We start from the raw sequence: 23,257 nt of genomic DNA, 5'->3' as shown, positions 1-23,257 counted from the left end.
ACAAAATTGCGTGTAACATAAATTTTACAACTGCCGTTTAAAACTGCGTAAAGCCAGATTTCCACTCATGTATTCCAATTCTTGTCCTCCTGCGCCAAGTTAGAAATATCGAAAGAGAACGTATGTTCAAACACAACAATGACATAAGGAGAAAGTCATGGTGGACACCTACAACCCATTAGGCACGGATGGATTCGAATTTGTGGAATACACAGCGGCGGATAGCGAAGGTATTGAACAACTGAAAGCGCTGTTTGTTTCGTTGGGTTTTGCAGAGATCGCAAAACACCGTTCTAAAGAGGCTTGGCTATACCGACAAGGTGACATCAGCTTTATCGTTAATGCTCAGCCGCACAGTCAGGCAGAAGGCTTCGCTAAAGTTCACGGTCCTTCCGTTTGTGGCATGGCATTTCGTGTGAAAGATGCGAACGTAGCACTTAAGCAAGCGCTGGATAACGGCGGTGAAGAGTACAAAACAGAAATCGGTCCGATGGAGCTGAGCATCCCAGCAATTTACGGTATCGGTGAGAGTCTTCTTTACTTCGTGGATCGTTACGGCAAACAGAGCATTTACGATGTTGACTTCCGTTTCTATGACGATGCAGAAGAGCGCCTAGCGAAAGCAGACGTTGGTATGTACGAAATCGACCATCTGACCCATAACGTGAAGCAAGGCAACATGGACGTGTGGTCAGGATTCTATGAGCGCATTGGTAACTTCCGCGAGATCCGCTACTTCGACATTGAAGGTAAGCTGACAGGGCTTGTTAGCCGAGCAATGACCGCACCGTGTGGCAAGATCCGCATTCCAATCAATGAGTCTTCTGACGACAAATCCCAGATTGAAGAGTTCATCCGTGAATACAACGGTGAAGGTATTCAGCACATCGCGATGACCACCGATGACATCTACCAAACCGTTCAAACACTGCGTGATCGTGGCATGGACTTTATGCCAACACCAGATACGTACTACGAGAAAGTCGACGAGCGCGTAAAAGGGCACGGGGAAGATGTCAGCAAATTGCGCGATCTACAAGTTCTTATTGATGGCGCGCCAACCAAAGACGGCATCTTGCTGCAAATCTTCACCCAGACCGTAATTGGCCCTGTGTTCTTTGAAATCATTCAGCGTAAAGGCAACGAGGGCTTTGGTGAGGGTAACTTCAAAGCCTTGTTTGAATCGATTGAAGAAGACCAAATCCGTCGAGGAGTACTAAGCGATGCATAAATGGATTCCATTTCCTCATCGTGAGGGAGTGTGCTCCAAGCAAGCACATGCTGATTTCCCCGAAGAGGCAATTTACGAACGTGAAGCAGGTCGAAGTGGGTTCTTCGGTCCTGCGGCACACTTTCATCATCAACACGCACCGACAGGTTGGTCTGAGTGGGAAGGCGATTTACGTCCGCGCGCTTTCGATTTCAACCTAGTCGAAACGGCGAGTCAGATTTCGCCTTGGGCAGTGCCGCATCTTCTACACAACGCCAACTGTAAGATACGTGTATGGCGTATGGACGAGAAGATGGACTTCTTGGTGCGTAACGCCGATGGCGATGAGCTGCTGTTCATCCATCATGGCACGGCAGACCTTTACTGCGATTATGGTCATCTCAAAGTGAGCGAAGGTGATTACGTGATGATCCCACGCTCGACCAGTTGGCGATTAGAACCAAGCGAACCAATGTTTGTTCTGATGATTGAAAACACCGATGCTGCTTATTCTTTGCCAGAAAAAGGCATGGTGGGTAATCACGCTGTATTCGACCCAGCCGTTCTGGAAACACCGTCAATTAATGACGAATTCCGCGCGCAATACTCAGAAGATCAAACTCAAGTTCATGTGAAGCGCCATGACAAAGTCAGCGTGATTACTTACCCATTCAACCCGCTTGATGCGATTGGTTGGCACGGTGACTTGGCTGTGGTGAAAGTGAACTGGCGTGATATTCGTCCTTTGATGTCGCATCGCTATCACTTACCGCCTTCTGCTCACACAACATTTGTTGGTGCTGGATTTGTGGTGTGTACGTTTGTGCCACGTCCAATCGAGAGCGACCCTGGCGCACTGAAGGTGCCGTTCTATCATAACAATGACGATTATGACGAAGTCTTGTTCTACCACGCAGGGGATTTCTTCAGCCGTGACAACATCGAAGCAGGCATGGTGACTTTCCATCCGGCAGGCTTTACCCACGGTCCTCACCCGAAAGCGTTCAAAGCGGGTCAGGAATATAAGAAGAAGTTTACCGATGAAGTGGCAGTGATGATTGATACGCGCCACGCGCTCGAGTTTTCTGACGAGCTCGATAAGGTTGAAAACAAAGAATACGTCTATAGCTGGCAAGAGAAGTAAGGGGCAAGGATGAAATTAGCAACCAAGAAAAATGGTACTCGCGATGGTCTGTTGATGGTCGTGAGCAAAGACTTGAAACAATGCGTTCCGACAACCGAAATTTTCCACGCGATGCATCTTGCGCCAACCATGCAAGTGGCATTGGATAACTGGGATAAAGTCGCTCCACAACTGGAAGAGCTTTATAACGCGCTAAACAATGGTTCGGTTTCAGGAAGTGAAGCGTTTGAATCCCACTATCTAGAGTCACCATTGCCTCGAGCCTATCAATGGGCGGATGGCAGTGCTTACGTCAATCACGTAGAACTAGTGCGTAAAGCGCGCGGTGCGGAAATGCCAGAAAGCTTCTGGACCGACCCTTTGATGTATCAAGGCGGTTCTGACGCATTTATCGGTCCTTGCGACAACATCGAATTTGCCAGCGACGAGTGGGGTATTGACTTCGAAGGTGAAGTTGCCGTTATCACCGGTGACGTGCCGATGGGAGCAAGTATTGCAGAAGCACAAGAATCCATTCGCCTTATCATGCTTGTAAACGATGTATCGTTGCGTGGTTTGATTCCGGCGGAGCTGGCAAAAGGTTTCGGCTTCTTCCAATCAAAACCATCGTCGGCGTTTTCTCCTGTTGCAGTAACGCCTGATGAACTGGGTGAAGCATGGTATGAAAACAAAGTTCATTTGCCTTTGGTTTCAACTTATAACAACGCGCCATTTGGTTGTCCGAATGCAGGCATAGATATGACGTTTGATTTCGCTGATTTGATTGTCCATGCCAGCAAAACCCGTCCACTTTCTGCAGGTGCAATCATTGGCTCGGGCACCGTATCGAACAAGCAGGGCACGGAGCACGGTACCTCTATCGAAGAGGGTGGCGTAGGCTACTCGTGCATTGCAGAAGTGCGCATGATTGAAACCATTCGTGATGGTAAACCGTCGACGAGCTTTATGTCGTTTGGTGACTCTATCAAGCTTGAGATGTTTGACGCAGGTGGCAACTCGATCTTTGGCGCGATTGATCAGCAAGTCAGCCAATACCTAAAACACTGAGAGTGAGGGGAAAGGGAAGTATGAGCGATAACATCACCCTCTATGGCTATTGGCGCTCCTCGGCGGCATATCGAGTGCGTATTTGTTTGAACTTAAAAGAGCTGAAGTACGAGTCCAAATCGATTCACTTGGTACGTAATGGCGGCGAGCAACACAGCTTGGAATACCATGAGTTAAATGCCTCTGAGCTTGTGCCAGTGCTGGTGGATGGTGATATTCAGTTAAACCAATCTCTTGCCATCATTCAATATCTCGATGAGCAGTATCCACAAATTCGAGTGATTCCAGAGCCATCGCCGCTTCGTTACCATGCTTTGGCTATGGCTCAGGATATCGCGATGGAGATCCACCCACTTAATAATTTGCGCGTGTTGCAGTATCTAGAAGGGAAGCTGTCGTGTGATCAAGAGGCGAAAGTCGAGTGGATTCATCATTGGGTAAATCAAGGCTTTACTGCGTTAGAAGAGAAACTAAACCAGCATCGACAACAACATGGAAACTGTATCTACAGTGTGACTGACTCTCCCTCTGTTGTTGATATTTCTTTAGTGCCTCAAGTTTACAATGCGTTACGTTTTGGAGTGGATATGACCCCTTATCCAATTATTAGCTCGGTTGTAGAAGCATGTAATCAACTGCCTGCATTTATTGATGCCATGCCAGAGAACCAACCCGACGCGAACAGCTAGCACTATCTCTACATCTTAATGATTAACAAACGGGCTCTTAGTGGAGTCCGTTTTTGTTCTCTCAACTTGACGTAAAAATCGTGTTCAAAACGTTGGCTACTGTTATCATCACCCCGCAAAATTTATCGGTTTTGTTGCTCTGGCTAAAATTTCCATTTAGGCTTTGAGCAACTAGTTGTTTTGGGCGCACTTTATCTATGACCAACATCTTTATCATTGTTGTTCTACTTGTTGTTTTCTTCTTTATCATTCAAAAGTACGTGATCAAAAACGATGACACGCGAGACTTCCCATATCGTTCGAAAGGTCCTTTATTAAAAGGGCAAGAAGGGGCGTTTTTTAATGCGTTAAGAGCGGCGGTTGGCGATCATGCCGTGGTGTTTGCCAAAGTAAACATGGCAACGTTGATCGCACCAAAAGAGATTAAGAACAAGAAGCAGTTCTTTATTGCCAGTAACCGAATTTCACGCAGCTACTTTGATTACGTTATCTGCGACCCTAGAACGCTTGAACCACGTGTGATTATTGAGCTTGATAACGGTCAGCAGCTGCATAAAGGCAAAGTCGAGCGCCAAAAGCTGCTGATGCACGTGTGTAAATCGGCGAACCTTCCTTTGATTGGCGCATCGGTAAAACACAGCTACCAAGTAGGGCGCTTACGTCGTTTATTGGCGGCACACATTGATCTGATTGAACCGGATAAAGAAGTCCGCTTTTGTAAGAAGTGTGGCAGTCCGATGATCATCAGAATAGCAAGCCAAGGTGAGTTTAAAGGTCGACGCTTCTTCACTTGTAGCCGTCAGCCAAACTGTACCTACACAGAAAACTACAACGTGGTGTTTGATACCGAAGACGAATAAACAATTCGCTCCCAGATATTGAAATAGAGAAAGGCTTCAACTGGATTGGTTGAAGCCTTTTTTTGCGCGGTTTAATGCCTTAAGAAGAGTGAAGCGACGTAAACCGAATTAAGCGGTTGGAGCTCTGCGAGTTTTGATTTGTTTTGAAATTGATGCGATACAGCGCTTTGCAGACTCACTTACTCCGGAGAGTTGAAAGAAACCATGGATAACGCCTGAGTAGCGTTCACAATTTACCTCTACACCATGAGCAAGCATTAACTCGTGTAATGTTTCGCCCTCATCACGTAAGGGATCAAACTCCGCAGTGATAATAGTCGTAGGAGGTAATCCTCGATAGTCTGCGCTCATAAGGTTTAGGGCCGGCTCAGAAAGTACTTTAGGATCGTTGTTGGTATACAAATCAAAACCAGACAGAAGCATGTTTGCGGTAATGATGTAGTCAGAGCCGTTTTCTTTGTAGCTCTGAGAGCTGCCTTTTGGATCCAACATTGGGTAAATCAGGATTTGTTGTTCTGGCAACCAAGTTGTCAATTTTTTAAGCCTTAACGTCGTCGCTAAAGCCAACTGGCCTCCGGCACTATCGCCCACAAATACCATTCGTTCTGGATTCCCGCCATATTTGTGTCCTTGCTCCTTAATGCCAAGTACAGCTTGGTATACGTCATCGTGCGCGGCAGGATATGTGTATTCTGGTGCGAGTCGATACTTTATACAGATGACGATCGAGTTGGATTGAACGGCAATCTGTCTCAACTGAGCGTCATGCGTTTCAAAGCCACCACTGATGAAGCAACCACCATGAAAATAAATCGTGAACGGTAAGTTATCCTCATTAGTTGGTTTATACACTTTGATCCGAATGCCATTCACTACATCCAAGATTTCTCTTTCTGGTTTAGGGCTTTCACCCGCTAATACGGTGCTATTGAGATAACCAGCTCGTCGCTCAGCAATAGTTTGTTTTGAAGGGCAAGGCTTACCATTGGATTGGAATTCTTCTACTAACTCTCGAATGCCAGGCTCAAGATTTTGGATCATTTTTTAACTCTTAACGAAAAAATCGACGAATCATAGAATAATCAAAAGACATGTATATACATACAGTTTAAATGTGTGATGAAGATTAAAAATAGCATTTTGCAACACTTCGCAGCATCCGTTCTGGTAACTCCTATACTTTGATGAAGAAAGAAGAATAGGGAAGCGTTATGCGATATGGATGGATTCTTTCAGCGCTGCTACTCACGTTCAGTAGTCATGCACAGCAGTCACTCAAACCACTAGAATGCCAATTAACTGATACACCTCAGGACCATTTCTTGTTTTATCGTGAGCAGATGGTTTACCACAGTGAGCAGTTTGCGATTTTCCAAAACTTTAAAGGGCGGGTAAGTACCCAAGTGGATCTCAAAACAGGCAAATTGATTCGCACAACGTTTATTGGTGAACCGTTCGAGCCTAAATACCAAATTTTGTTTGGCGATTGCCCAAACGTATCGCAAGTTTTGCAAATTTGGATGCTCAGTGAAGTGCCTTACGACAATTAACCCAAAACACAAAAGTTAAGTAGATCACACTTTTAACCTCACTCAAGTTGAGGCTTGACGATAAAATCGTCTGAAAACGGGTGTTGAGTTTAGATTTTCGCCAAACGATTCAAAGTTAATGAATTTATGCTTGCACCCCTCATAGGATATAGCTAATATCCTTCTCGTTCTTAAGGAATGGGTCCGTAGCTCAGTTGGTTAGAGTACTACCTTGACATGGTAGGGGTCGGCGATTCGAGTTCGCCCGGACCCACCACTCCTTAAAGCCATACTAAAACCAAAGTATGCCGAACATAAAATTTGGGTCCGTAGCTCAGTTGGTTAGAGTACTACCTTGACATGGTAGGGGTCACCAGTTCGAATCTGGTCGGACCCACCAAATTTAGTTCTTCGTGAGCAAACGCAAAGCCCGCTATTTAGCGGGCTTTGTTGTATCTAGAGCCTATCACGCTGTATTCAAATCCCTTCTAGAATTCGATAAACCCTGCCAATACAAACGAAAAGTGTGATTGTCTTTTTTAATCTTGGCTTGAGACAGTTGCAGTGGCCGATTGGTCGAACCAAAGTACCTCTTTTTTGATATTTAGAGAGGGACTCGCATGTGGGAAAACATTTCTTTAGAAACACTGTATGAGAAGTGCTTGGAGCTTTTACTGACGTTTGGGCCAAAGTTTATCTTGGCTTTGATTGTTCTGTTCGTGGGCTGGTGGATTGTAGGTAAAGTCAGTCGTGCTATTGAAGTTGCGTTAGAAAAGATGAAGATAGAGCACGGCTTACGCGGTTTTCTTTCTTCCTTGGCGTCTGTTATTTTAAAGATCCTTTTGATCATTTCTGCCGCTTCTATGATTGGCGTAGAAACTACCTCGTTCATTGCGATGTTGGGTGCTGCGGGCCTTGCCGTTGGTATGGCGCTTCAGGGTAGCTTGTCCAACTTTGCGGGCGGTGTATTAATTCTGTTCTTCAAACCATTTAAAGTGGGTGATGTGATTGAAGCGCAAGGGCACATGGGGAAGGTCGTTGATATCCAGATTTTTGTAACCGTGCTGCTGACTTATGATAACCAAAAAATCATCATCCCTAACGGTTCATTGTCTAATGGAACGGTGAAGAACCTGTTTTGTGAAGAGAAGCGCCGTATCGATATTGAGTTTGGTATTAGCTACGGTGACGATATCCATAAAGCCCGCCGTGTTCTGATGCAAGTGATGGAGAATTACGAGTTGATTATCAACGAGCCCGAGCCTACTGTGCATGTGAGCCAACACGGTGACAGCCATATCGGTATGTTAGTGTGGGCTTGGGTCGATTCAGAAAACTACTGGCCGGCTTACTTTGGCCTTTATGAACGAGTGAAAGATGCCTTTGATTCAGAAGACATCACGATTCCATTCCCTCAACGAGATGTTCATATTCACAACTAACAGAAAAGGAGCGTCAGCTCCTTTTTTTGATTTACTCATTTGATGGGAAAACCATTAACGAAAATAAGCTTCCCAGTTCGCTGGCGTGCCGATGACATCTTGGACGATGTCGATAAACTCTTTGAGCAAAGGTGAATGCTGTCTATGGGTGTACATCGCGTAAATATCGCCATGTGTTGGGATATCGTAATCCGCCAATAGCTGAACTAACCCCATTGATTCCAACTCTTCATGCACCATAAACTGACCAATCTGCGCGTAGCCGAGCCCAGCTTTTGCGCTTTCTATGATCAGTTCAGGCTCATTGACGCGGTAAGCGCTCGTCATTGAATACACATCCAACTGGTCTGGCTCTGTTTTAGAAATGAACTTCAATTTGTCTGCGTTAAAGTTTCCGTTGGCATATACAATGGAAGGCAGCAAAGACAACGCTTGAGGGGTTTTCGGTTCACCATGTTTTTCAATAAACGATTGAGACGCCACAATGGCGACTTTGTTTTCTGCCAGTCTTTTCGCGACGAGGGTAGAGTCGCGCATCGGACCAATTCGAAACGCAATATCGAAGTTGTTGCCGACTACATCAACATGATGGTCATCTAAGAGAAGCTCAATCGATGCTTTCGGAAATTGCTCCAAAAAGCGCTGAATAGCGGGCTGCAAATACTGGCGGCCAAACATAGTCGAACTTGAAATCTTCAGATTGCCACTCAAATCCGTTTGGAATGAAGAGGTAAGTTGCTTCGTCTCGTCTAGTAGTGTTGAGATTTGCTCGGCTTTCGCTATCACTTGTAAGCCAATTTGAGTCATGGAAAGAGAGCGAGTGGTGCGGTTTACCAGACGAACGCCAAGGTATTCTTCAAGCTGCTTGATATGTTTGGACAGAACAGAACGGTCCATGTTCATGCGATCAGCCGCTTTGGCAAATGATCCCGCTTTGGATACTTCTAGCAGCAGTTCGAGTTTGTTTGCTAAATCCAATGGTGTGCTCCTTGAGTCGTTGGATTCACGTTATAAAGCCTTGTTTAGGTGAATGTCTAGTCCGATTTGTTTCGTCAGACTTATTGGTATCAGTTAACGCAATGAAACTTATCGATAAAGTCATAAGTAAAAAGGAACCGAGCAATATCGGTTCCTTTTTCTATTTCGTGGTGAACTAAAGCGTTAACTCTGTTTTCGACCTTTACTGACGAGCATGTAAAACACTGGGGTGAGTAGCAAACCGAAGAAGGTAACACCCACCATGCCGGAGAACACAGCAATACCCATCGCTTGACGCATCTCAGCACCGGCTCCACTACCTAACACAAGAGGAACAACGCCTGCTGTGAAGGCGATAGAGGTCATCAAGATTGGACGCAAACGCAAGCGACACGCTTCCAAAATTGCAGACAGATGATCTTTACCACTGCCTTTCAACTCGTTGGCAAACTCGACCATGAGGATGGCGTTCTTACATGCCAGCGCAACTAATACAATCAATGCGATCTGGGTGAAGATGTTGTTATCGCCTCCAACCAGCCACACACCGCCAAGAGCAGAGAAGATCGTCATCGGGACAATCAAGATGATCGCCAATGGCAACTTCAAGCTCTCATACTGCGCAGCAAGTACCATGAACACCAGCAATACAACCAATGGGAAAATGTAAACCATGGTATTGCCCGCCAAAATTTGTTGGTAAGTAACGTCAGTCCATTCATACACCATACCTTCTGACAAGTTCGCTGCTAGCACATCTTCTATGGCTTTTTGCGCTTCGTCTGAACTGTAACCGAAGGCTGGGCTGCCATTAAGCTCGGCACTCGGGTAGCCGTTGTAATGCATCACACGATCTGGGCCAATGGTCGGCGTAATCTCAAGCACTGCGCCAAGTGGGACCATCTTGCCTGATGCACTTCTTACTTTGTAAGACAAGATTTGCTCAGGGTCGAGACGATAATCAATATCGGCTTGGGCGTTTACTTGGTATGTACGACCAAACATATTGAAGTCGTTGACATACAATGAACCTAAGTAAACTTGCAGGGCGTTGAAGACTTCTTCCAACGGAATGCCTTGTAACATGGCTTGCTCACGGTCAACGTTGATATCCATTTGAGGTACCTGAATACGGAACGTTGAGTAAAGTCCCATAAGCTCTGGGCGTTTGCTCGCTTCTTGAATCACCAAGTTCAACTGCTGGAACAACTGGTCGAAGCCTTTATTACCACGGTCTTCAATTTGTAATTTGAAGCCACCAGTCGAGCCTAAACCTTGGATCGGCGGTGGTGGGAAAATAGCGACGAACGCTTCATCGATCACGGCAAATTTCTGGTTCAATGCTGCGACAATGGCATTGGCACCTAAACTTGGATCCGTGCGGTTTTCAAATGCGTCCAATGTAACAAACACAATGCCGCTGTTTGGGCTATTGGTGAAGCCATTTACAGACAATCCCGGGAAGGAAATGGTCTGTGAAACACCAGGCGTCGCCAGAGCAAGCGTCTCCATTTCTCTAATCACTTCTTCCGTTCGATCTAAGCTCGCGGCATCAGGCAATTGAGCGATGGCAACCAAATACTGTTTGTCTTGTTGTGGAATAAAACCACCAGGAACGGCGTTAAACAGTGAGCCTGTACCACCAAGCAGAACAAGGTAGGCAGCAACGACAATCGCGCTGAAACGAACCAGTTTTTTCACCAAAGCTTCATATCGGTTTGAACCATAATCAAACAGCTTGTTAAACGGCTTGAATAGGAACCTGCCAAACACGGCGTCTAAAATACGCGTTAAGCGATCGGGTTTTGCTCCCTTTTCTTTCAACAACAAGGCAGACAAGGCTGGAGAAAGAGTCAGGGAGTTGATTGCCGAAATGATGGTTGAAATCGTGATCGTCAATGCAAATTGTTTGTAGAACTGACCAGACAAACCGGTAATAAACGTTGTAGGGATGAATACCGCACACAGCACCAAGGCAATTGCGATGATGGGGCCGGTTACTTCTTCCATGGCTTTTTTAGTCGCTTCCAGCGGTTTTAAGCCATTGTGAATGTTCCGTTCTACGTTCTCGACCACAACGATCGCATCATCCACAACAATACCGATAGCCAATACCAAGCCAAACAAGGATAGAGTGTTGATTGAGACGCCAAGCATTTGCATTACAGCGAAAGTACCAACGAGAGATACCGGTACGGCAATGATTGGGATGATGGATGCTCGCCATGTTTGTAAGAACAAGGTCACAACGATAACCACCAATACAATCGCTTCAAGCAACGTGCTGATTACGGCATTGATTGAACCGCGTACGAATACAGTAGGGTCATAAGCAATCTCGTAAGACACGCCTTGAGGGAATTTCTTCGATAGCTCCGCCATGGTGTCACGAACTTCATTTGATAACTCAATCGCGTTAGCGCCCGGGCGTTGGAAGATTGGCATGGCGACCGCAGAGTTGCCGTTTAACAGTGCACGCAGAGCATAGGTGTTTTGACCGAGTTCAATACGAGCAACGTCTTTCAAACGAGTCAAAGCACCGTTATCACCCACTTGAACAATGATGTCGTTAAACTCGTCGATGTTCTCCAAACGACCTTTCACGTTGAGCAACACCTGGAACTGATTATCAATAGTAGAAGGTTGTGCGCCAAGTGAGCCAGCCGCGACTTGTTGGTTTTGTTGTCTTACCGCATTAACCACGTCCATTGCGGTTAAGTTGCGAGAGGCTAATGCGTCTGGATCGAGCCATAAGCGCATTGAGTACTCGCTGCCACCAAACAACTGAACGTCCCCCACACCGCCAAGGCGAGCGATGTCGTCTTTGATGTAAAGGTTCGAGTAGTTCGCAAGGTAGCTGACTTCTCGGCTGTTATCCGGAGAATAAATGTGTACCACCATGGTTAGGTCTGGCGATGCTTTTTCTGCGACGACACCTAAGCGCTGCACGGTTTGAGGCAAACGCGGTAGGGCGCTGTTCACGCGGTTTTGAACCTGAACCTGAGCTTTATCGAGATCAGTGCCAAGCGCGAAAGTGACCGTTAGTGTCATTCGACCATCGCTAGTGGCTTGAGAAAACATGTAGAGCATATTTTCCGTGCCGTTTATCTCTTGTTCCAACGGTGTTGCTACCGTCTCTGCGATGATCTTTGGGTTCGCACCTGGGTAGTTCGCGGTTACAACAACCGTAGGAGGCACGACTTCTGGGTATTCACTCACTGGGAGTTGGAACAAAGAAATACTACCAACAATCAGAATGAGTAGAGAGAGCATCGATGCGAAGATCGGTCTCTGGATGAAAAAATGCGCAAACTTCATTGAATCGCCTTACTCTTGTGCATTTGCCATAGGTTGAGTGCTTTTAGAAGGGGCGGACGCCAAGATCAACGGCACAGATGTCAGGTCGAGCTCAACGTTTCTTGGTTGAATTTGAGTACTAGGGCCGACCTTTGCAGGACCATTGACGGCAATGATGTCGTCTGAGTCCAAACCTTGTGTAATAGCGCGATACTTGCCGTAACGCTCACCGACTTCTACTTGCTGATATTGCAGAACATGGTCTTTGTTCATGGTCAGAACAAAGCGATTTTCTAGATCAGTACCGATGGCACGTTCTGGGATCAACACTTCTTCTTCTGGCAAGCTGGTGGTGATTTGCACGCGACCAAAAGAACCAACTCGCAGCGGTCGATTGTTTGCGTTAAACACCGCGCGAACCTGTAATGTGCCGGTATTTGGATCGATCGTATTGTTGATAAAATCGATGTAACCAAAGTAAGGGCGCTGCTCTTTGCCTGTTAACTGCAGGCGAGCTGGTGTTTTGCTTGCCGCTGTGGTGTCAGAGAAGTTGCGGTTCCATGTACGCTCATCAACGTTGAAATAAGCGTAAACCTTGTCATTGGAAACAATGTTACTGATGATGCTTTGGTTCGCCGTTACATTGTTGCCTTCAGTGATAAACGCATTCGAGATGGTGCCACTAATCGGTGCGTAGATTTGTGTGAACTCAAGATCAAGCTTGGCGGATTTCAACTGAGCCTGAAGTGCCAATACTTCCGATTTTCGTTGTTTAACTGATGTCGAGCGAGATTCCGCTTGCTCTTGGGATATGGCTCGACGCTCCACCAATTTTGATGCACGGCGCAAGTCACTCTTCGCTTGTTCTAGGGAGGCTTTCGCGCTCAGTAATTGCGCTTCAAGGCGTGCGACTTCTGCTTCAAAGGTTCTTGCATCGAGTGTTGCGAGTAGGTCGCCTTTTTGTACTGCTTGTCCATCTTCAAATTCAATGGTCTCAATCACGCCCGATACTCGTGGCATAAGAGAAACCTCTTGAGGCGCTTCAAGTCGCGTCGTAAAGGTAAACCACGATTGAACCGGTTCATATGCTACGGTCGCCACGTCTACAGGGACAAACGCAGGAGCTTGTTGTGTTGCTGGTTTGTCATCAGAGCTGCAAGCGGACAATACCGCTAGGCTAATTCCTGTAACCACTGCTTTTTTTAACATAATCAATCCTCGTCAAAAATTTGAGGAGGCGATTCTACTGAGAGGAATTGTGGAGAATAAGTGCATAGATAAAACATATAGAATTGAAAAAAATGCACGAATCAATCAATGTAAACTAAATTCTTTTTAATTTTAGAAACTTAGGAATATAAACCCTGTGAATGTTGTTGATATATATATTAGTTCGAAATGGTTTATATCAATTTGTAATAGAGAAAATGCGTCGATAAAACACAGTTAAATCAAAGTTTAAATAGCCAAATGATGCATTTTTATCATTTCATTAGTGCAAAAATAACCATAATAATTATTGATGGATTTTGTAAAATCGGCTCTTCATCACAATACTAGGAGAGGGAGTTGGATGGATCTTGCTACACAGCTTGAGTTGTTATTGGACGTTGCGGAGTTTGGTACGTTTGCCAAGGCAGCGGATAGGAACCACATTGATCGCTCCGCGCTGTCTAAGCAAATTAAAAGATTGGAAGATGATTTAGGATTGCGTTTGTTAAACCGCTCAACACGTTCTCTGTCTTTGACAAGTGCAGGTACAGAGATGGTAAAGCAAGCTAAAAAGGTGAGGGAAGTTCTTAATGAAACCAAGAAGATAGCTGAAACGTTTCATGATGAGCCTCGTGGGCATCTGAAGATTTCTAGTTCAACGTTTTTTGGTCGAACTTACATCAATCGTGCTATTGAATTGTTCATCAAGAAATACCCGGAGATCAGTGTTGAACTGGTGTTAGATGATAATCGGGTTGATGTGATCAGTGAAGGTTATGATGTCGTATTTCGAATTGGTCAAATTCGCGATTCCAATATGATCGTCAGAAAGCTTGCCTCCAATAAGTTGGCATTAGTCGCTTCAAGAGATTTTATTGAGACGTATGGTATGCCAGAAACACCAGAAGAATTGATTAAATTGCCATCAATCGTATATTCAAACGAAAGCTTTATTGCTGATAAATTACGCATCCCGACGAGTTTAGATTCGGATGAAACAAAAACGTTTACTATGAGAGGGCAATACTTAGTCAACGAAGCTGCGTCAATTATCGATTCTGTAAAATCTGGTTTAGGTTATGCGTTAATTGGCCAGTTTTATTTGCAAAAGCACATTGATGAACAAGGGTTAATTCGCTTATTACCAGATTATAAATTACCCGATTCTGGCGAAGTTTATGCGATGTACTCTCATCGTGATCAGCAACCTCTTGGTAAGCTCTTTATTGATATGGTTCAAGAGGTGATTGGTAAACCAGCTATTTGGGAAAGCTACCTATAATGTTCTAGTTTGTTTATTAGAATATAGTAATAATTTTATTTGTAAATGTTTAACAGGGAAGTTATTCGTTCAAAAATAACCATTTTAAATAGTAAAATTGTCGCTAATATAAAATAATAATTTGAGCATAATTGTCACCGCTTATTAACAAACAAGTAGTGGTAATTAAATGAAAATGAATAAAACAGCCTTCGCAGTTCTTTCTCTTATTGTAGCGAATGGTGCATCAGCAGCAGAAGTATTCTCTAACGATACAACAACATTAGATGTTCATGGCCGTATGCAGGGTATGTATTATTTCTCTGATGATAAAGACGTAGATGGCGATAACAGTTACGTACGTGTTGGCCTAAGCGGCGAATCTAAAATTAATGATGATCTTTACGCATTTGGTCTTTATGAGCTTGAGTTTAAATCAAACCGTCGTGACGTTAACGGTGTTGAAGATGATGAGTTTGATGTACGTAAAGGCTATGTGGGTGTTGCGACAGATTACGCAACGTTCAGCTACGGTCGCCAATACGGTGCTGTGACGCTGGTTTCTGATTACACCGATATCTTCCCTGAGTTTGGTAACGAAGCGGCAGGCGTGAGTGCAGACGTATTTGGCACAGGCCGTTCAGACTCTGTCTTCAAAGCAACGGCAAGCATTGCTGGCTTAAACGTTCATGCAAGCTACCAAGCAGAAAACGACGAAGTGTCGACTGACTCGAACTCATACGGTATCGCAGCGGATTACCAACTGCCGTTTGGCTTTAAAGTGGCACTAGGTTACAACGAAGGTGAAACACTTACAGGTGGCAACGACGCTGAGTTATTCACTTCTGCCATCTCTTACGAGTACGATGCATTCTACGTGGCGGCGCTGTACAGTGATGGCGAAAACTGGGCAAAAGATGGTTCTGATGTAAACGCGGACTACACTGGTATTGAAGCCGTTGCAACGTACAAAGTGACTGATGATTTCCTTGCGTTAGTAGGTTACAACAACCTAGAGCGTAATGACGTTGACACGGTAGATTACGTATCTATCGGCGCGGAGTACAACTTAACAGAAAACTTTAAAGCGCTAGCAGAATACAAAATCAATGATGTTGAAAACGAAGACGACGTATTTGCCGTTGCTGCTCGTTACTCATTCTAAGTACTGATTAACATACAAGCCGATGAAGATAACTTCATCGGCTTTTTTTGTGTCTGTTATTTCTGGCGGCTATTTTTACCATAATGAATGGATAATATAAATCGTGAGTGAATTCATGGTTTGATTTATTATTCTTTCCGTTAGCTAGTCCACTGCTAGGAAGGTTAACATTTACGTATATTTGTATTTCTTAATGTTTTGCAGCAAATTATTTGCTGCTTTTTTTTGCTTGTAATTTACACTTGTTATTATTTGTTCCCAAAATATTCCCGTTTCTCGTTTCTCGTTTCTCGTTTCTCGTTTCTCGTTTCTGCTCGATATAAAAAAGCCCCGCATAAAGCGAGGCGCAGTAGTAGCTGGCAACTCAATAATAGAAACGGGACATTTCATCGAGTGCTCTCTGCATGGTTTCGACCGGAACTCGACCCGAATGATCAATGTGTAAATCATTGAGAAGGAGTTGCGAATGCCCACCTGGGTTAACCACAAGCATGTTCTCTCTTCCTACTAGCGCGTAGTTGTAATAACTGCCAGCAATGAACCAATCACGAGATGCGTTTTCGTTAAACAGGTTATGACCGACACTGTAAGATTCGGGGCTCGTCGTCACGTCAAAGAGCTGATTCATGAGTGTAGGAACAATATCGAAATGAGTGGTTCGATAACGGATTGTCTGAGGCGCTTTCTTTGGCATATACACGTAAAGCGGAACGTGAACCTGAATCGCACTGTAGTTGCCAGTATGACCCCAGTAGTTCATATGATGGTCGTTGAATTCTTCACCGTGATCGGAAGTGATTACAACGATGGTGTTGTCTAAATCCACGTTATCCAGCACTTGTGCAATCAAACTGTCGATATAGTACAGAGAGTTCTTATAGCGATTGTGATAAAGCGTGGCATCGAAGTCATTGTTAAGTTTGATGTGGTCGACACGCTTCCAATAAGGCGTGAACTTAGCAAATTCAGGCTCAGGAAAGCTGGTTCCATGTGCTGCATCATAGAACAGAAATCCGAAGTACGGGTCGTCACTCGTTTGGTTCTTAAATTCAATAAACTCATCAGTGATTTCTTGGTCTCGCTCTACCTGCGTTTTGCCATCGCGCTTAAGCGTCAGGTTTTCAACGTTTTTGAAAACGGTGCGTGACAAAGGAGGGCTGGTGAGTGAAGCAGAACCAAAGATGCCCATGCGATATCCTTGGCCTTGTAATGCATCCATAAACACAGGTGACTTTTGGCTCGCGTAAAAGCTGTTCCAGTACGTGGCAGGTAAGCTATAAAACAAGCTGAAAATGCCGGCCTGTGTTGAGTTGCCGCCACTCATGTGTGCAGAAAAGTTGATGGTTTGCTCTGCAAATTGCGTGATATTGGGCATGATCTCGGCGGTTGCATCACTGTAGCGCCAAGCGTCAATTAAGATAAACAGGACATTCGGCTTTGTTTCTTTGGAAGAGACCGATAATGGCGCGAGGGGATAATTGAGAGCTCCACTTTTGACGGCCTTCAGTTCAACTCGGTTCTGAGCCGCGATGGTTTGATCCACCAAATGATGTTTGTAGATAAATTTACGCGCAGTGAGCGGGTAATAGAGAGGCCAGTTATTCGTGAATTGGCTTACCTCATCGTCATAGAGGGCGTTCTTATAGGCATGGATGAATTGCGTACTGAGCAATAGGACAAACCAAACACTGAACAACAGATATTTCAGACGGCTCGACGCAAGTTTGCAGCTTAACCAAACCGTTATCACTAACCCTAAAATGAGTAGCGCGATCTCTCCAGCGAAAATCAACCACGTCACCCAAGATATTTCAAATACCTCTTTTCCACCTTCAAAGAACATGCGGATAAGTAACGCGTTGATGTGGAGCTTGTACTGCTGAAAAACCAAAATGTCGACGTTCAGCATGATCAAGAGTGCGATGGCAACGAGGATCACCGCACCTTTGAATAGATGTGATGGCAAGAACGAGAGCAACAGGCAGCAAAGTAAGAATGGCAGTGCAATCAGGCCAAGCCAAGCGTATTGAGTTCCGACCAAATAATACAATTGAAGGGCGGTAAGTGGTTCAGAAAATGAGTTTGAAAAAAGAAACGGATAGCAAACGATGGATAAATAGATGGAAAAACAGGCAAAGAAAGCCATCAACCACGCGCTATTGTTCGCAGTTTGTTTGAACATAGTTTTTAGAAGTGTTGTGTCACTAGAGTGATGAGAAGACGGGAAGTTTCCCAGATGAAACAACCTCTCCACCGTAAGAGAGGGTGGAGAAGTTATCAAAAACGTGCGGAATTGAGCTTAATTGTTGCCAGAGTCGCTTGCACGATAGTTGTAGAAGACATTCACGATCGCACGGTATTTTACTTCGTCACGTTGCTCTGAATATTCTTCTACCGTTACGTAAGTGTTGTCTAAACGGATGTCGCGTGCGAATCCATGACCAATAATGCTCAGTTCACGGCGCAATTCGGTTTGAGACATGTCTTGAATCTCGTTGATAAGATCAAAGCTTGCTTCGTAAGCGGATGATTTATCGGCGAAGTTATCCGTTACAATTCTCTGTGTACCATGCTCAGTGTGGATACCTGCAAAGGCAGAAAAACTTGCGAGCATAAGAGAAGTTAGAGTCATTAGCTTTTTCATAGTGTCACCTAAAGTAATATTTGATTAAACGGTAAAGTGTCTAACGAATCCCTGTTTCTTTACTTGACGGAAGAGATTGTGCCATGAGGTTTTTGTGACGTGAATCACTATGTTTTCCATTCATTGTGGTGAAATTGTCCCGATTCTAGACTTGAGAAAACCTCATTTAAATTAGGGAATTAGACAAAGGCAATTGCCCACAAAAGCATCAAAAATGAGTTGGTTTTGATGTGGATTTAGAATGCAAAAAAAGCGATGACCTCGATAAGGCCATCGCTCTTCAAGAACAGGGTTAGACGTTGTGTTTGGTTATTTAACGGCAGTAATGATCTCGCCAGTTGCACTGTATTCCAACAGGTTTACATAGTGCTGAGCAACCTCGATAGCTGGCATGCCCGGTTCAGGATCCATACCCATTGCAACCATGGTTTCTGCGACCCATCCAGGAGACACTGCGTTGATTCGAATTCGATCAATCTCGGTGACCGCCGCTTTTATTGCCGCTTCTACTGCTGCGTTTACGGTGGTAACGATGCCACTGCCTTGGAATGGGTGCTGAGCCAAAATACCAGTAGTAAGTACAATGACACCGTTGTCTTTCACGTATTTCTCACCAAAACGAATGGTATTGATTTGTCCCATCATTTTGTTGTTGATACCGAATTCCCATTCAGAGTCCGGTGCGTCGGCCCACGGAGCCAAGTTTGCTACGCCTGCGGTACAGAAGATGGCATCAACTTTACCGACTTTCTCAAACAGCGCTTTAAGTGATTCGGGCTTAGATAAATCTACCGGATTTTCTGGGTGATTGAACGATGCGCCAATTACTTCTGCTTTGTCTTTTAGTAGCGTTTCAAATTGACGACCAATTAAACCAGTTGAGCCAAGAACGAGTACTCTTTTCATTTTTCTATCTCCGTTTCCGTTGTGTAGACACATTATTGGATAAAGAGATTTGTTCGTGTAGAGAGGTAAAGGTTGTTTTACTTGTAACTAAAAGTTGAAACTGATTGTAAAACCGTTTTCATTCAAACCACTTGTGGTTAGCTAGGCGTTAACGTAATGCATAACCAGTTAAGAGGGGTAAGACTTGAGCTTCTCAACCATAAAGTCGATGAAAAGGCGTGTACGCTTGGGCAAGTTATCTCTAGATGAGTAGTAAATCCAAACGGGTTTAGGCTCGACCCAATACGATTCTAAGATGGGGACAACGCTGCCTTGTTCTAACTCTTCTTCTACATGCCATCTTCCCATGAATGCGATGCCTAGATGTTGCATTATTGCAATTTTGGCGGCGCTAATGTTTGATAGGCTAAGGTTACCTTTTGGAATGAATTGAACGTGCTCTCCGTGGTTGTCCTTCAACGGCCAAGTGTAGGATCGACCCGACGAAAGAGGGCGATAAACGATGCAGTTATGTTGATGAAGATCTTCCACAGTGCGTGGGAGGCCAAACGTTTCAACATATTCTTTGCTCGCAAATATTCCGCTTTGCATTTGATAAATCGTTCGCGCCACCAAGCGGCTGTCTTCGTTTATCTGATTGCCAACACTCACATCGAATCCTTCATCGACGACGTCTAAGATGCGATCACTCAAGACCAAATCTAGCTCGATCTCTGGATACAAGTTCAGAAACTCGGCGATATGCGGCATAACAAACTTACGCCCAAAGCTGTCAGGCAAATTGACTTTAAGTTTGCCGGCAGGGTTTTTATTCTGCTCAGACAGACCATCAATGCTTTGTTCAATCTCCGATAGTAGCGGCGAGACGCGTTGATAAAGACTGGCGCCATCTTCTGTTAATGAAAACTGACGTGTGTTGCGATGGAAAAGTCTCACCCCTGTTTGTTTCTCCAAAGCGGCGATGCCTTTACTCACTGCCGCTGCAGAGATCCCTAGTTTGCGCCCAGCCGCAGAAAAGCTACCTTCTTGAGCAGCCGCAATAAACAAAGGAAGTTGAGTCGGAAGCATAAGTCGTGATCCTTCAATTCGAGCTTTTTTGATGTAATGCGTTAAAGCATGGAACAGATTCAACTTCTAGTTATAACTGATTCAACGTATCGAGATCTACCGTTACAAATCGAAAGGCGTATTGTGAAACGTACTGATTCAATCAAACTAATAGGCATTCAACATGACACCAACTTACCTTTATATACAGTTTAAAATTCAGGATATGGAAGCTTTCAGTGAGTATGCTGAGCGTGTTTCTGAAACCACTCAAATCTATGGTGGTCAGACGATTGCGATCAACAAATCACCAACGACATTACATGGCGATGTGGGGGCAGATGTTTGTGTCATTCAATACTGGCCATCTTTAGAAGCGGCGCATGCGTGGCATGACTCTCCTGAATACGCACCACTGAGAAAACTGCGTGACGAAAAAGCGATGAGAGATCTGAAAATTATCCCTGTGCCTGCTGTTTAAATAAGCAAGTAGATCAAATAGACAGCGCTAATATTGATATTATATTAAATTTATAATGAATTAATGGTTGGTATTTTTACAGAAAATATTAGCGTTCGTTTATTTATTAATCTCTAATTATTCACATCATCATTCTTGGAAACTGAGTCACAAAATAATCAATTATATTTAATATTTATAAATGGCGTTTTTTATTAAACTATTTGCTCTAATCTTATGCTAAATTTCTTTTGTGATGATCATTTAAGTGATTGTAAATATTGTTATTTGTTAGTTTTTTGTCAGTATGTTCTGAAATTGTCGTTTTATTTAAATTTGTGATATTTGTTCATATCGATAATCGTCAAACTTTCATTGATAGAACTTGCGTATATTATTTTTAACTGTTTACTGATTAAAACTATAAACATGAAATAAGTAACAACGGTTATAAAACATCCATTGAATCTTATTTGTACTATAAACGGTAGAGAGTGAAAAAGTGAAAGCAAATAAAAACATTCTTAAAGCAGTAGTAGGTATGGCGATGCTATCTGGCCTACCAACAGCAGCAAATGCTCACGGTTGGTCAGAGTTTCCGAGTGCTCGACAAAATACATGTTATGAACAAGGCGGAATTTGGTCGGGTAATCCACCAAATGCAGCTTGTGCTCAAGCAAAGGAAATCTCTGGTTCTTATCCTTTTGTTCAGCGTAATGAATACGCTAAGAACATTACGGATTTCAACAATATGGCGGCAGTAAAAGCTGCGATTCCAGATGGTACGTTGTGTTACGCAAATGACCCTCAGAAAAAGGGCATGGGCGCACCGCATACAGGTTGGACACGTACGGAACTAAACACAGGAACATTCGAATTTGTGTTTAACGCGACCGCACCTCACAACCCTTCATTTTGGGAATTTTACCTAACCAAACCAGGTGCAGATCTGAGCAAGGCACTTGCGTGGGGTGACCTAGATCTTATCCAGACAGAGGGTAACGTGCCAGTGAGCGGTGGTAAGTACCGCATGAACGTGACAATTCCTTCTGATCGTTCTGGTGATGCGATTCTTTTTGTTCGCTGGCAGCGTGATGATGCTGCGGGTGAAGGCTTCTATAACTGTTCAGACATCACTATTGTGGGCGGCGAGACACCTCCACCAGAGCCAACGCCACAGCCAGACCTTGTGAAAGGCGACCTTTATATTCCAGTTGATTTCGTCGGTCCAGATCTAGGCGATACGGTGAAATACGACATCATCAACAAATACGGTGAAGTAGCACGTAGCTTTGATATTGAAGTGAATGCATCAAACATCAATGATTGGGAACGTCTACTGGCTTCTGAAATCAACGGTTGGCACGCAGAGTTCAAAGACGGCGCAGTCTTCATCGGTGATTGGCATGAAGAAATGTCACACTACATGTACTTCCAGAACGATCCATCACGCAACTTCTTTAACTCAAAAGATAGCCGTGCATCTGGCATGATTTCAGTTATTGATGGTGATGAAGGCGGCGTGGAGCCACTGACTGGTGACATCTACGAGCTTGTTAAGAGTGACAAGGTTGTAAATGCTGGCGACAAAGTGGTTATTGCAACTAGCGAAGCCGCGAATCTAACGCAAACTCAAGGTTCAGCAGTTAGCATTCAGAACAATGGCACGGCTTCTATCGTTGTTGATACAACGGCAATCACACAAAATGAAACACTGTCGTTTGTTGCGAATGCAGTGAACAGCGAGCGTGCAGAGACATTCACGTTTGAAGTTATTGCAGATGACAGCACGGTAGACCCAGAGCCAACACCAGACCCAACGCCAGATCCAAGTGGTGATTCATGGGACGCTGCGAAAACTTACCTAGGTGGTGAAGTAGTATCTTACGCTGACCAAAACTGGAAAGCTCAGTGGTGGATTCAAGGTGGTGACAATCCACAAGCGACTTACCAAAAAGACAAGTGGGGTGTTTGGCGTCCAGCTAACTAATCTCACTCGTTAAAGCCAAAAGGAATTGGCTAAGGCAAGCATCAAAGCCATCGCTCTTTTAAATGGAGTGGTGGCTTTTTCATATTAGCTAAATATAGGTTGAGGTCCGTCGATAAGTGGATGTTGCACAATTGGCAAGTAGAAAAAAGTGGTGTGCTAAGATGCTTATTCTTAAAGCATTTCATGCGTTAATATCCTTTTCGAGCGTTAACTAACACCTCCTATAGTTAGACCTCACCTTATAACGACAATAATGCGAAATTAGTGCTTGAAGCCCCATGGAAGTGAGGGCTTTTTTTTTCCATTTAGGCTAGGCAAACATTTCAAAAAGCATCTTCAGACTGCCTCTTTTTCACTAAACGAAGCCAGTATTATC

At 44.3% G+C, this 23,257-nt stretch carries 19 protein-coding genes and 2 tRNA genes; 13 read left to right on the top strand and 8 right to left on the bottom strand.

Annotated elements, in window-relative coordinates; translation table 11 throughout:
- The first annotated feature begins 157 nt into the window (after positions 1 to 157).
- The 5 genes from hppD (at position 158) to A9237_RS00985 (ending at position 4,950) form a co-directional block, all read left to right on the top strand.
- Positions 158 to 1,231, top strand: coding sequence for a 4-hydroxyphenylpyruvate dioxygenase (hppD, locus tag A9237_RS01005; RefSeq protein WP_005427851.1), 1,074 nt, complete (start codon positions 158 to 160; stop codon positions 1,229 to 1,231).
- Entirely contained in the window at positions 1,224 to 2,354 is a 1,131-nt protein-coding gene (locus A9237_RS01000; RefSeq protein WP_078607226.1) for a homogentisate 1,2-dioxygenase, read from the top strand. The genes hppD and A9237_RS01000 overlap by 8 nt, the downstream gene beginning before the upstream one ends.
- Positions 2,355 to 2,363: 9 nt before the next feature.
- Positions 2,364 to 3,401, top strand: coding sequence for a fumarylacetoacetate hydrolase family protein (locus A9237_RS00995; RefSeq protein WP_078607224.1), 1,038 nt, complete (start codon positions 2,364 to 2,366; stop codon positions 3,399 to 3,401).
- A gap of 20 nt (positions 3,402 to 3,421) precedes the next feature.
- Positions 3,422 to 4,090 carry a maleylacetoacetate isomerase gene (gene maiA, locus A9237_RS00990; protein WP_078607222.1) on the top strand — a complete coding sequence of 223 codons (669 nt, stop codon included), beginning with the start codon at positions 3,422 to 3,424 and terminating at the stop codon, positions 4,088 to 4,090.
- A gap of 197 nt (positions 4,091 to 4,287) precedes the next feature.
- Positions 4,288 to 4,950 carry a DUF2726 domain-containing protein gene (locus A9237_RS00985; protein ID WP_078607220.1) on the top strand — a complete coding sequence of 221 codons (663 nt, stop codon included), beginning with the start codon at positions 4,288 to 4,290 and terminating at the stop codon, positions 4,948 to 4,950.
- A 108-nt stretch (positions 4,951 to 5,058) separates the two neighbouring features.
- On the opposite strand, the gene A9237_RS00980 is transcribed toward A9237_RS00985, so the two are convergent.
- A complete protein-coding gene (locus tag A9237_RS00980) occupies positions 5,059 to 5,991 on the bottom strand; it encodes an alpha/beta hydrolase (RefSeq protein ID WP_078607218.1) in 933 nt (310 codons plus the stop codon).
- Positions 5,992 to 6,161: 170 nt separating this feature from the next.
- Here A9237_RS00980 and A9237_RS00975 point away from each other — a divergent pair, with 170 nt between their 5' ends.
- The 4 genes from A9237_RS00975 (at position 6,162) to A9237_RS00960 (ending at position 7,921) form a co-directional block, all read left to right on the top strand.
- Positions 6,162 to 6,500 (top strand): hypothetical protein, encoded by a 339-nt coding sequence (locus A9237_RS00975; protein ID WP_009697431.1) that lies wholly within the window; start codon positions 6,162 to 6,164, stop codon positions 6,498 to 6,500.
- A 179-nt stretch (positions 6,501 to 6,679) separates the two neighbouring features.
- Positions 6,680 to 6,756 (top strand) — tRNA-Val (locus A9237_RS00970).
- A gap of 46 nt (positions 6,757 to 6,802) precedes the next feature.
- Positions 6,803 to 6,879 (top strand) — tRNA-Val (locus tag A9237_RS00965).
- Between the two features lie 220 nt (positions 6,880 to 7,099).
- Positions 7,100 to 7,921 (top strand): mechanosensitive ion channel family protein, encoded by an 822-nt coding sequence (locus A9237_RS00960; protein WP_009705994.1) that lies wholly within the window; start codon positions 7,100 to 7,102, stop codon positions 7,919 to 7,921.
- A 54-nt stretch (positions 7,922 to 7,975) separates the two neighbouring features.
- Here A9237_RS00960 and A9237_RS00955 read toward each other — a convergent pair whose 3' ends face one another.
- The 3 genes from A9237_RS00955 to A9237_RS00945 all read right to left on the bottom strand — a co-directional run bounded on the left by A9237_RS00955 (position 7,976) and on the right by A9237_RS00945 (position 13,405).
- Complete coding sequence (locus A9237_RS00955) at positions 7,976 to 8,899, bottom strand: LysR family transcriptional regulator (RefSeq protein ID WP_078607216.1); 924 nt, start codon at positions 8,897 to 8,899, stop codon at positions 7,976 to 7,978.
- A 183-nt stretch (positions 8,900 to 9,082) separates the two neighbouring features.
- The gene (locus A9237_RS00950) at positions 9,083 to 12,217 is read right to left on the bottom strand and encodes an efflux RND transporter permease subunit (protein WP_078607214.1); all 3,135 of its coding nucleotides are present in this window, start codon (positions 12,215 to 12,217) and stop codon (positions 9,083 to 9,085) included.
- A gap of 9 nt (positions 12,218 to 12,226) precedes the next feature.
- Positions 12,227 to 13,405, bottom strand: coding sequence for an efflux RND transporter periplasmic adaptor subunit (locus A9237_RS00945; RefSeq protein ID WP_078607213.1), 1,179 nt, complete (start codon positions 13,403 to 13,405; stop codon positions 12,227 to 12,229).
- Positions 13,406 to 13,769: 364 nt separating this feature from the next.
- On the opposite strand from A9237_RS00945, the gene A9237_RS00940 reads away from it, so the two are divergent.
- On the top strand, positions 13,770 to 14,690 hold the full coding sequence (locus A9237_RS00940; protein WP_078607211.1) for a LysR family transcriptional regulator: 921 nt from the start codon (positions 13,770 to 13,772) through the stop codon (positions 14,688 to 14,690).
- Positions 14,691 to 14,859: 169 nt separating this feature from the next.
- Positions 14,860 to 15,834, top strand: coding sequence for a porin (locus A9237_RS00935; RefSeq protein ID WP_009705999.1), 975 nt, complete (start codon positions 14,860 to 14,862; stop codon positions 15,832 to 15,834).
- 364 nt (positions 15,835 to 16,198) lie between these two features.
- Here the strand turns inward: A9237_RS00935 and A9237_RS00925 are convergent, their stop codons facing one another.
- The 4 genes from A9237_RS00925 to A9237_RS00910 form a co-directional block, all read right to left on the bottom strand.
- Positions 16,199 to 18,016: a DUF3413 domain-containing protein gene (locus tag A9237_RS00925; protein ID WP_078607207.1), complete on the bottom strand. Its 1,818-nt coding sequence runs from the start codon at positions 18,014 to 18,016 to the stop codon at positions 16,199 to 16,201.
- A gap of 117 nt (positions 18,017 to 18,133) precedes the next feature.
- Positions 18,134 to 18,478 carry a DUF3316 domain-containing protein gene (locus A9237_RS00920; protein WP_033006832.1) on the bottom strand — a complete coding sequence of 115 codons (345 nt, stop codon included), beginning with the start codon at positions 18,476 to 18,478 and terminating at the stop codon, positions 18,134 to 18,136.
- 309 nt (positions 18,479 to 18,787) lie between these two features.
- A complete protein-coding gene (locus tag A9237_RS00915; RefSeq protein WP_009706002.1) occupies positions 18,788 to 19,384 on the bottom strand; it encodes a short chain dehydrogenase in 597 nt (198 codons plus the stop codon).
- A gap of 168 nt (positions 19,385 to 19,552) precedes the next feature.
- Complete coding sequence (locus A9237_RS00910) at positions 19,553 to 20,452, bottom strand: LysR family transcriptional regulator (protein WP_078607205.1); 900 nt, start codon at positions 20,450 to 20,452, stop codon at positions 19,553 to 19,555.
- Between the two features lie 163 nt (positions 20,453 to 20,615).
- Here A9237_RS00910 and A9237_RS00905 point away from each other — a divergent pair, with 163 nt between their 5' ends.
- Positions 20,616 to 20,912: a DUF1330 domain-containing protein gene (locus A9237_RS00905; RefSeq protein WP_078607203.1), complete on the top strand. Its 297-nt coding sequence runs from the start codon at positions 20,616 to 20,618 to the stop codon at positions 20,910 to 20,912.
- A gap of 481 nt (positions 20,913 to 21,393) precedes the next feature.
- Complete coding sequence (locus A9237_RS00900) at positions 21,394 to 22,881, top strand: lytic polysaccharide monooxygenase (protein WP_078607201.1); 1,488 nt, start codon at positions 21,394 to 21,396, stop codon at positions 22,879 to 22,881.
- Positions 22,882 to 23,257: the final 376 nt, after the last annotated feature.

The sequence above is a fragment of the Vibrio owensii genome, from assembly GCF_002021755.1.
Taxonomy (GTDB): domain Bacteria; phylum Pseudomonadota; class Gammaproteobacteria; order Enterobacterales; family Vibrionaceae; genus Vibrio; species Vibrio owensii.
This window is presented reverse-complemented; position numbering and strand designations above follow the sequence as displayed.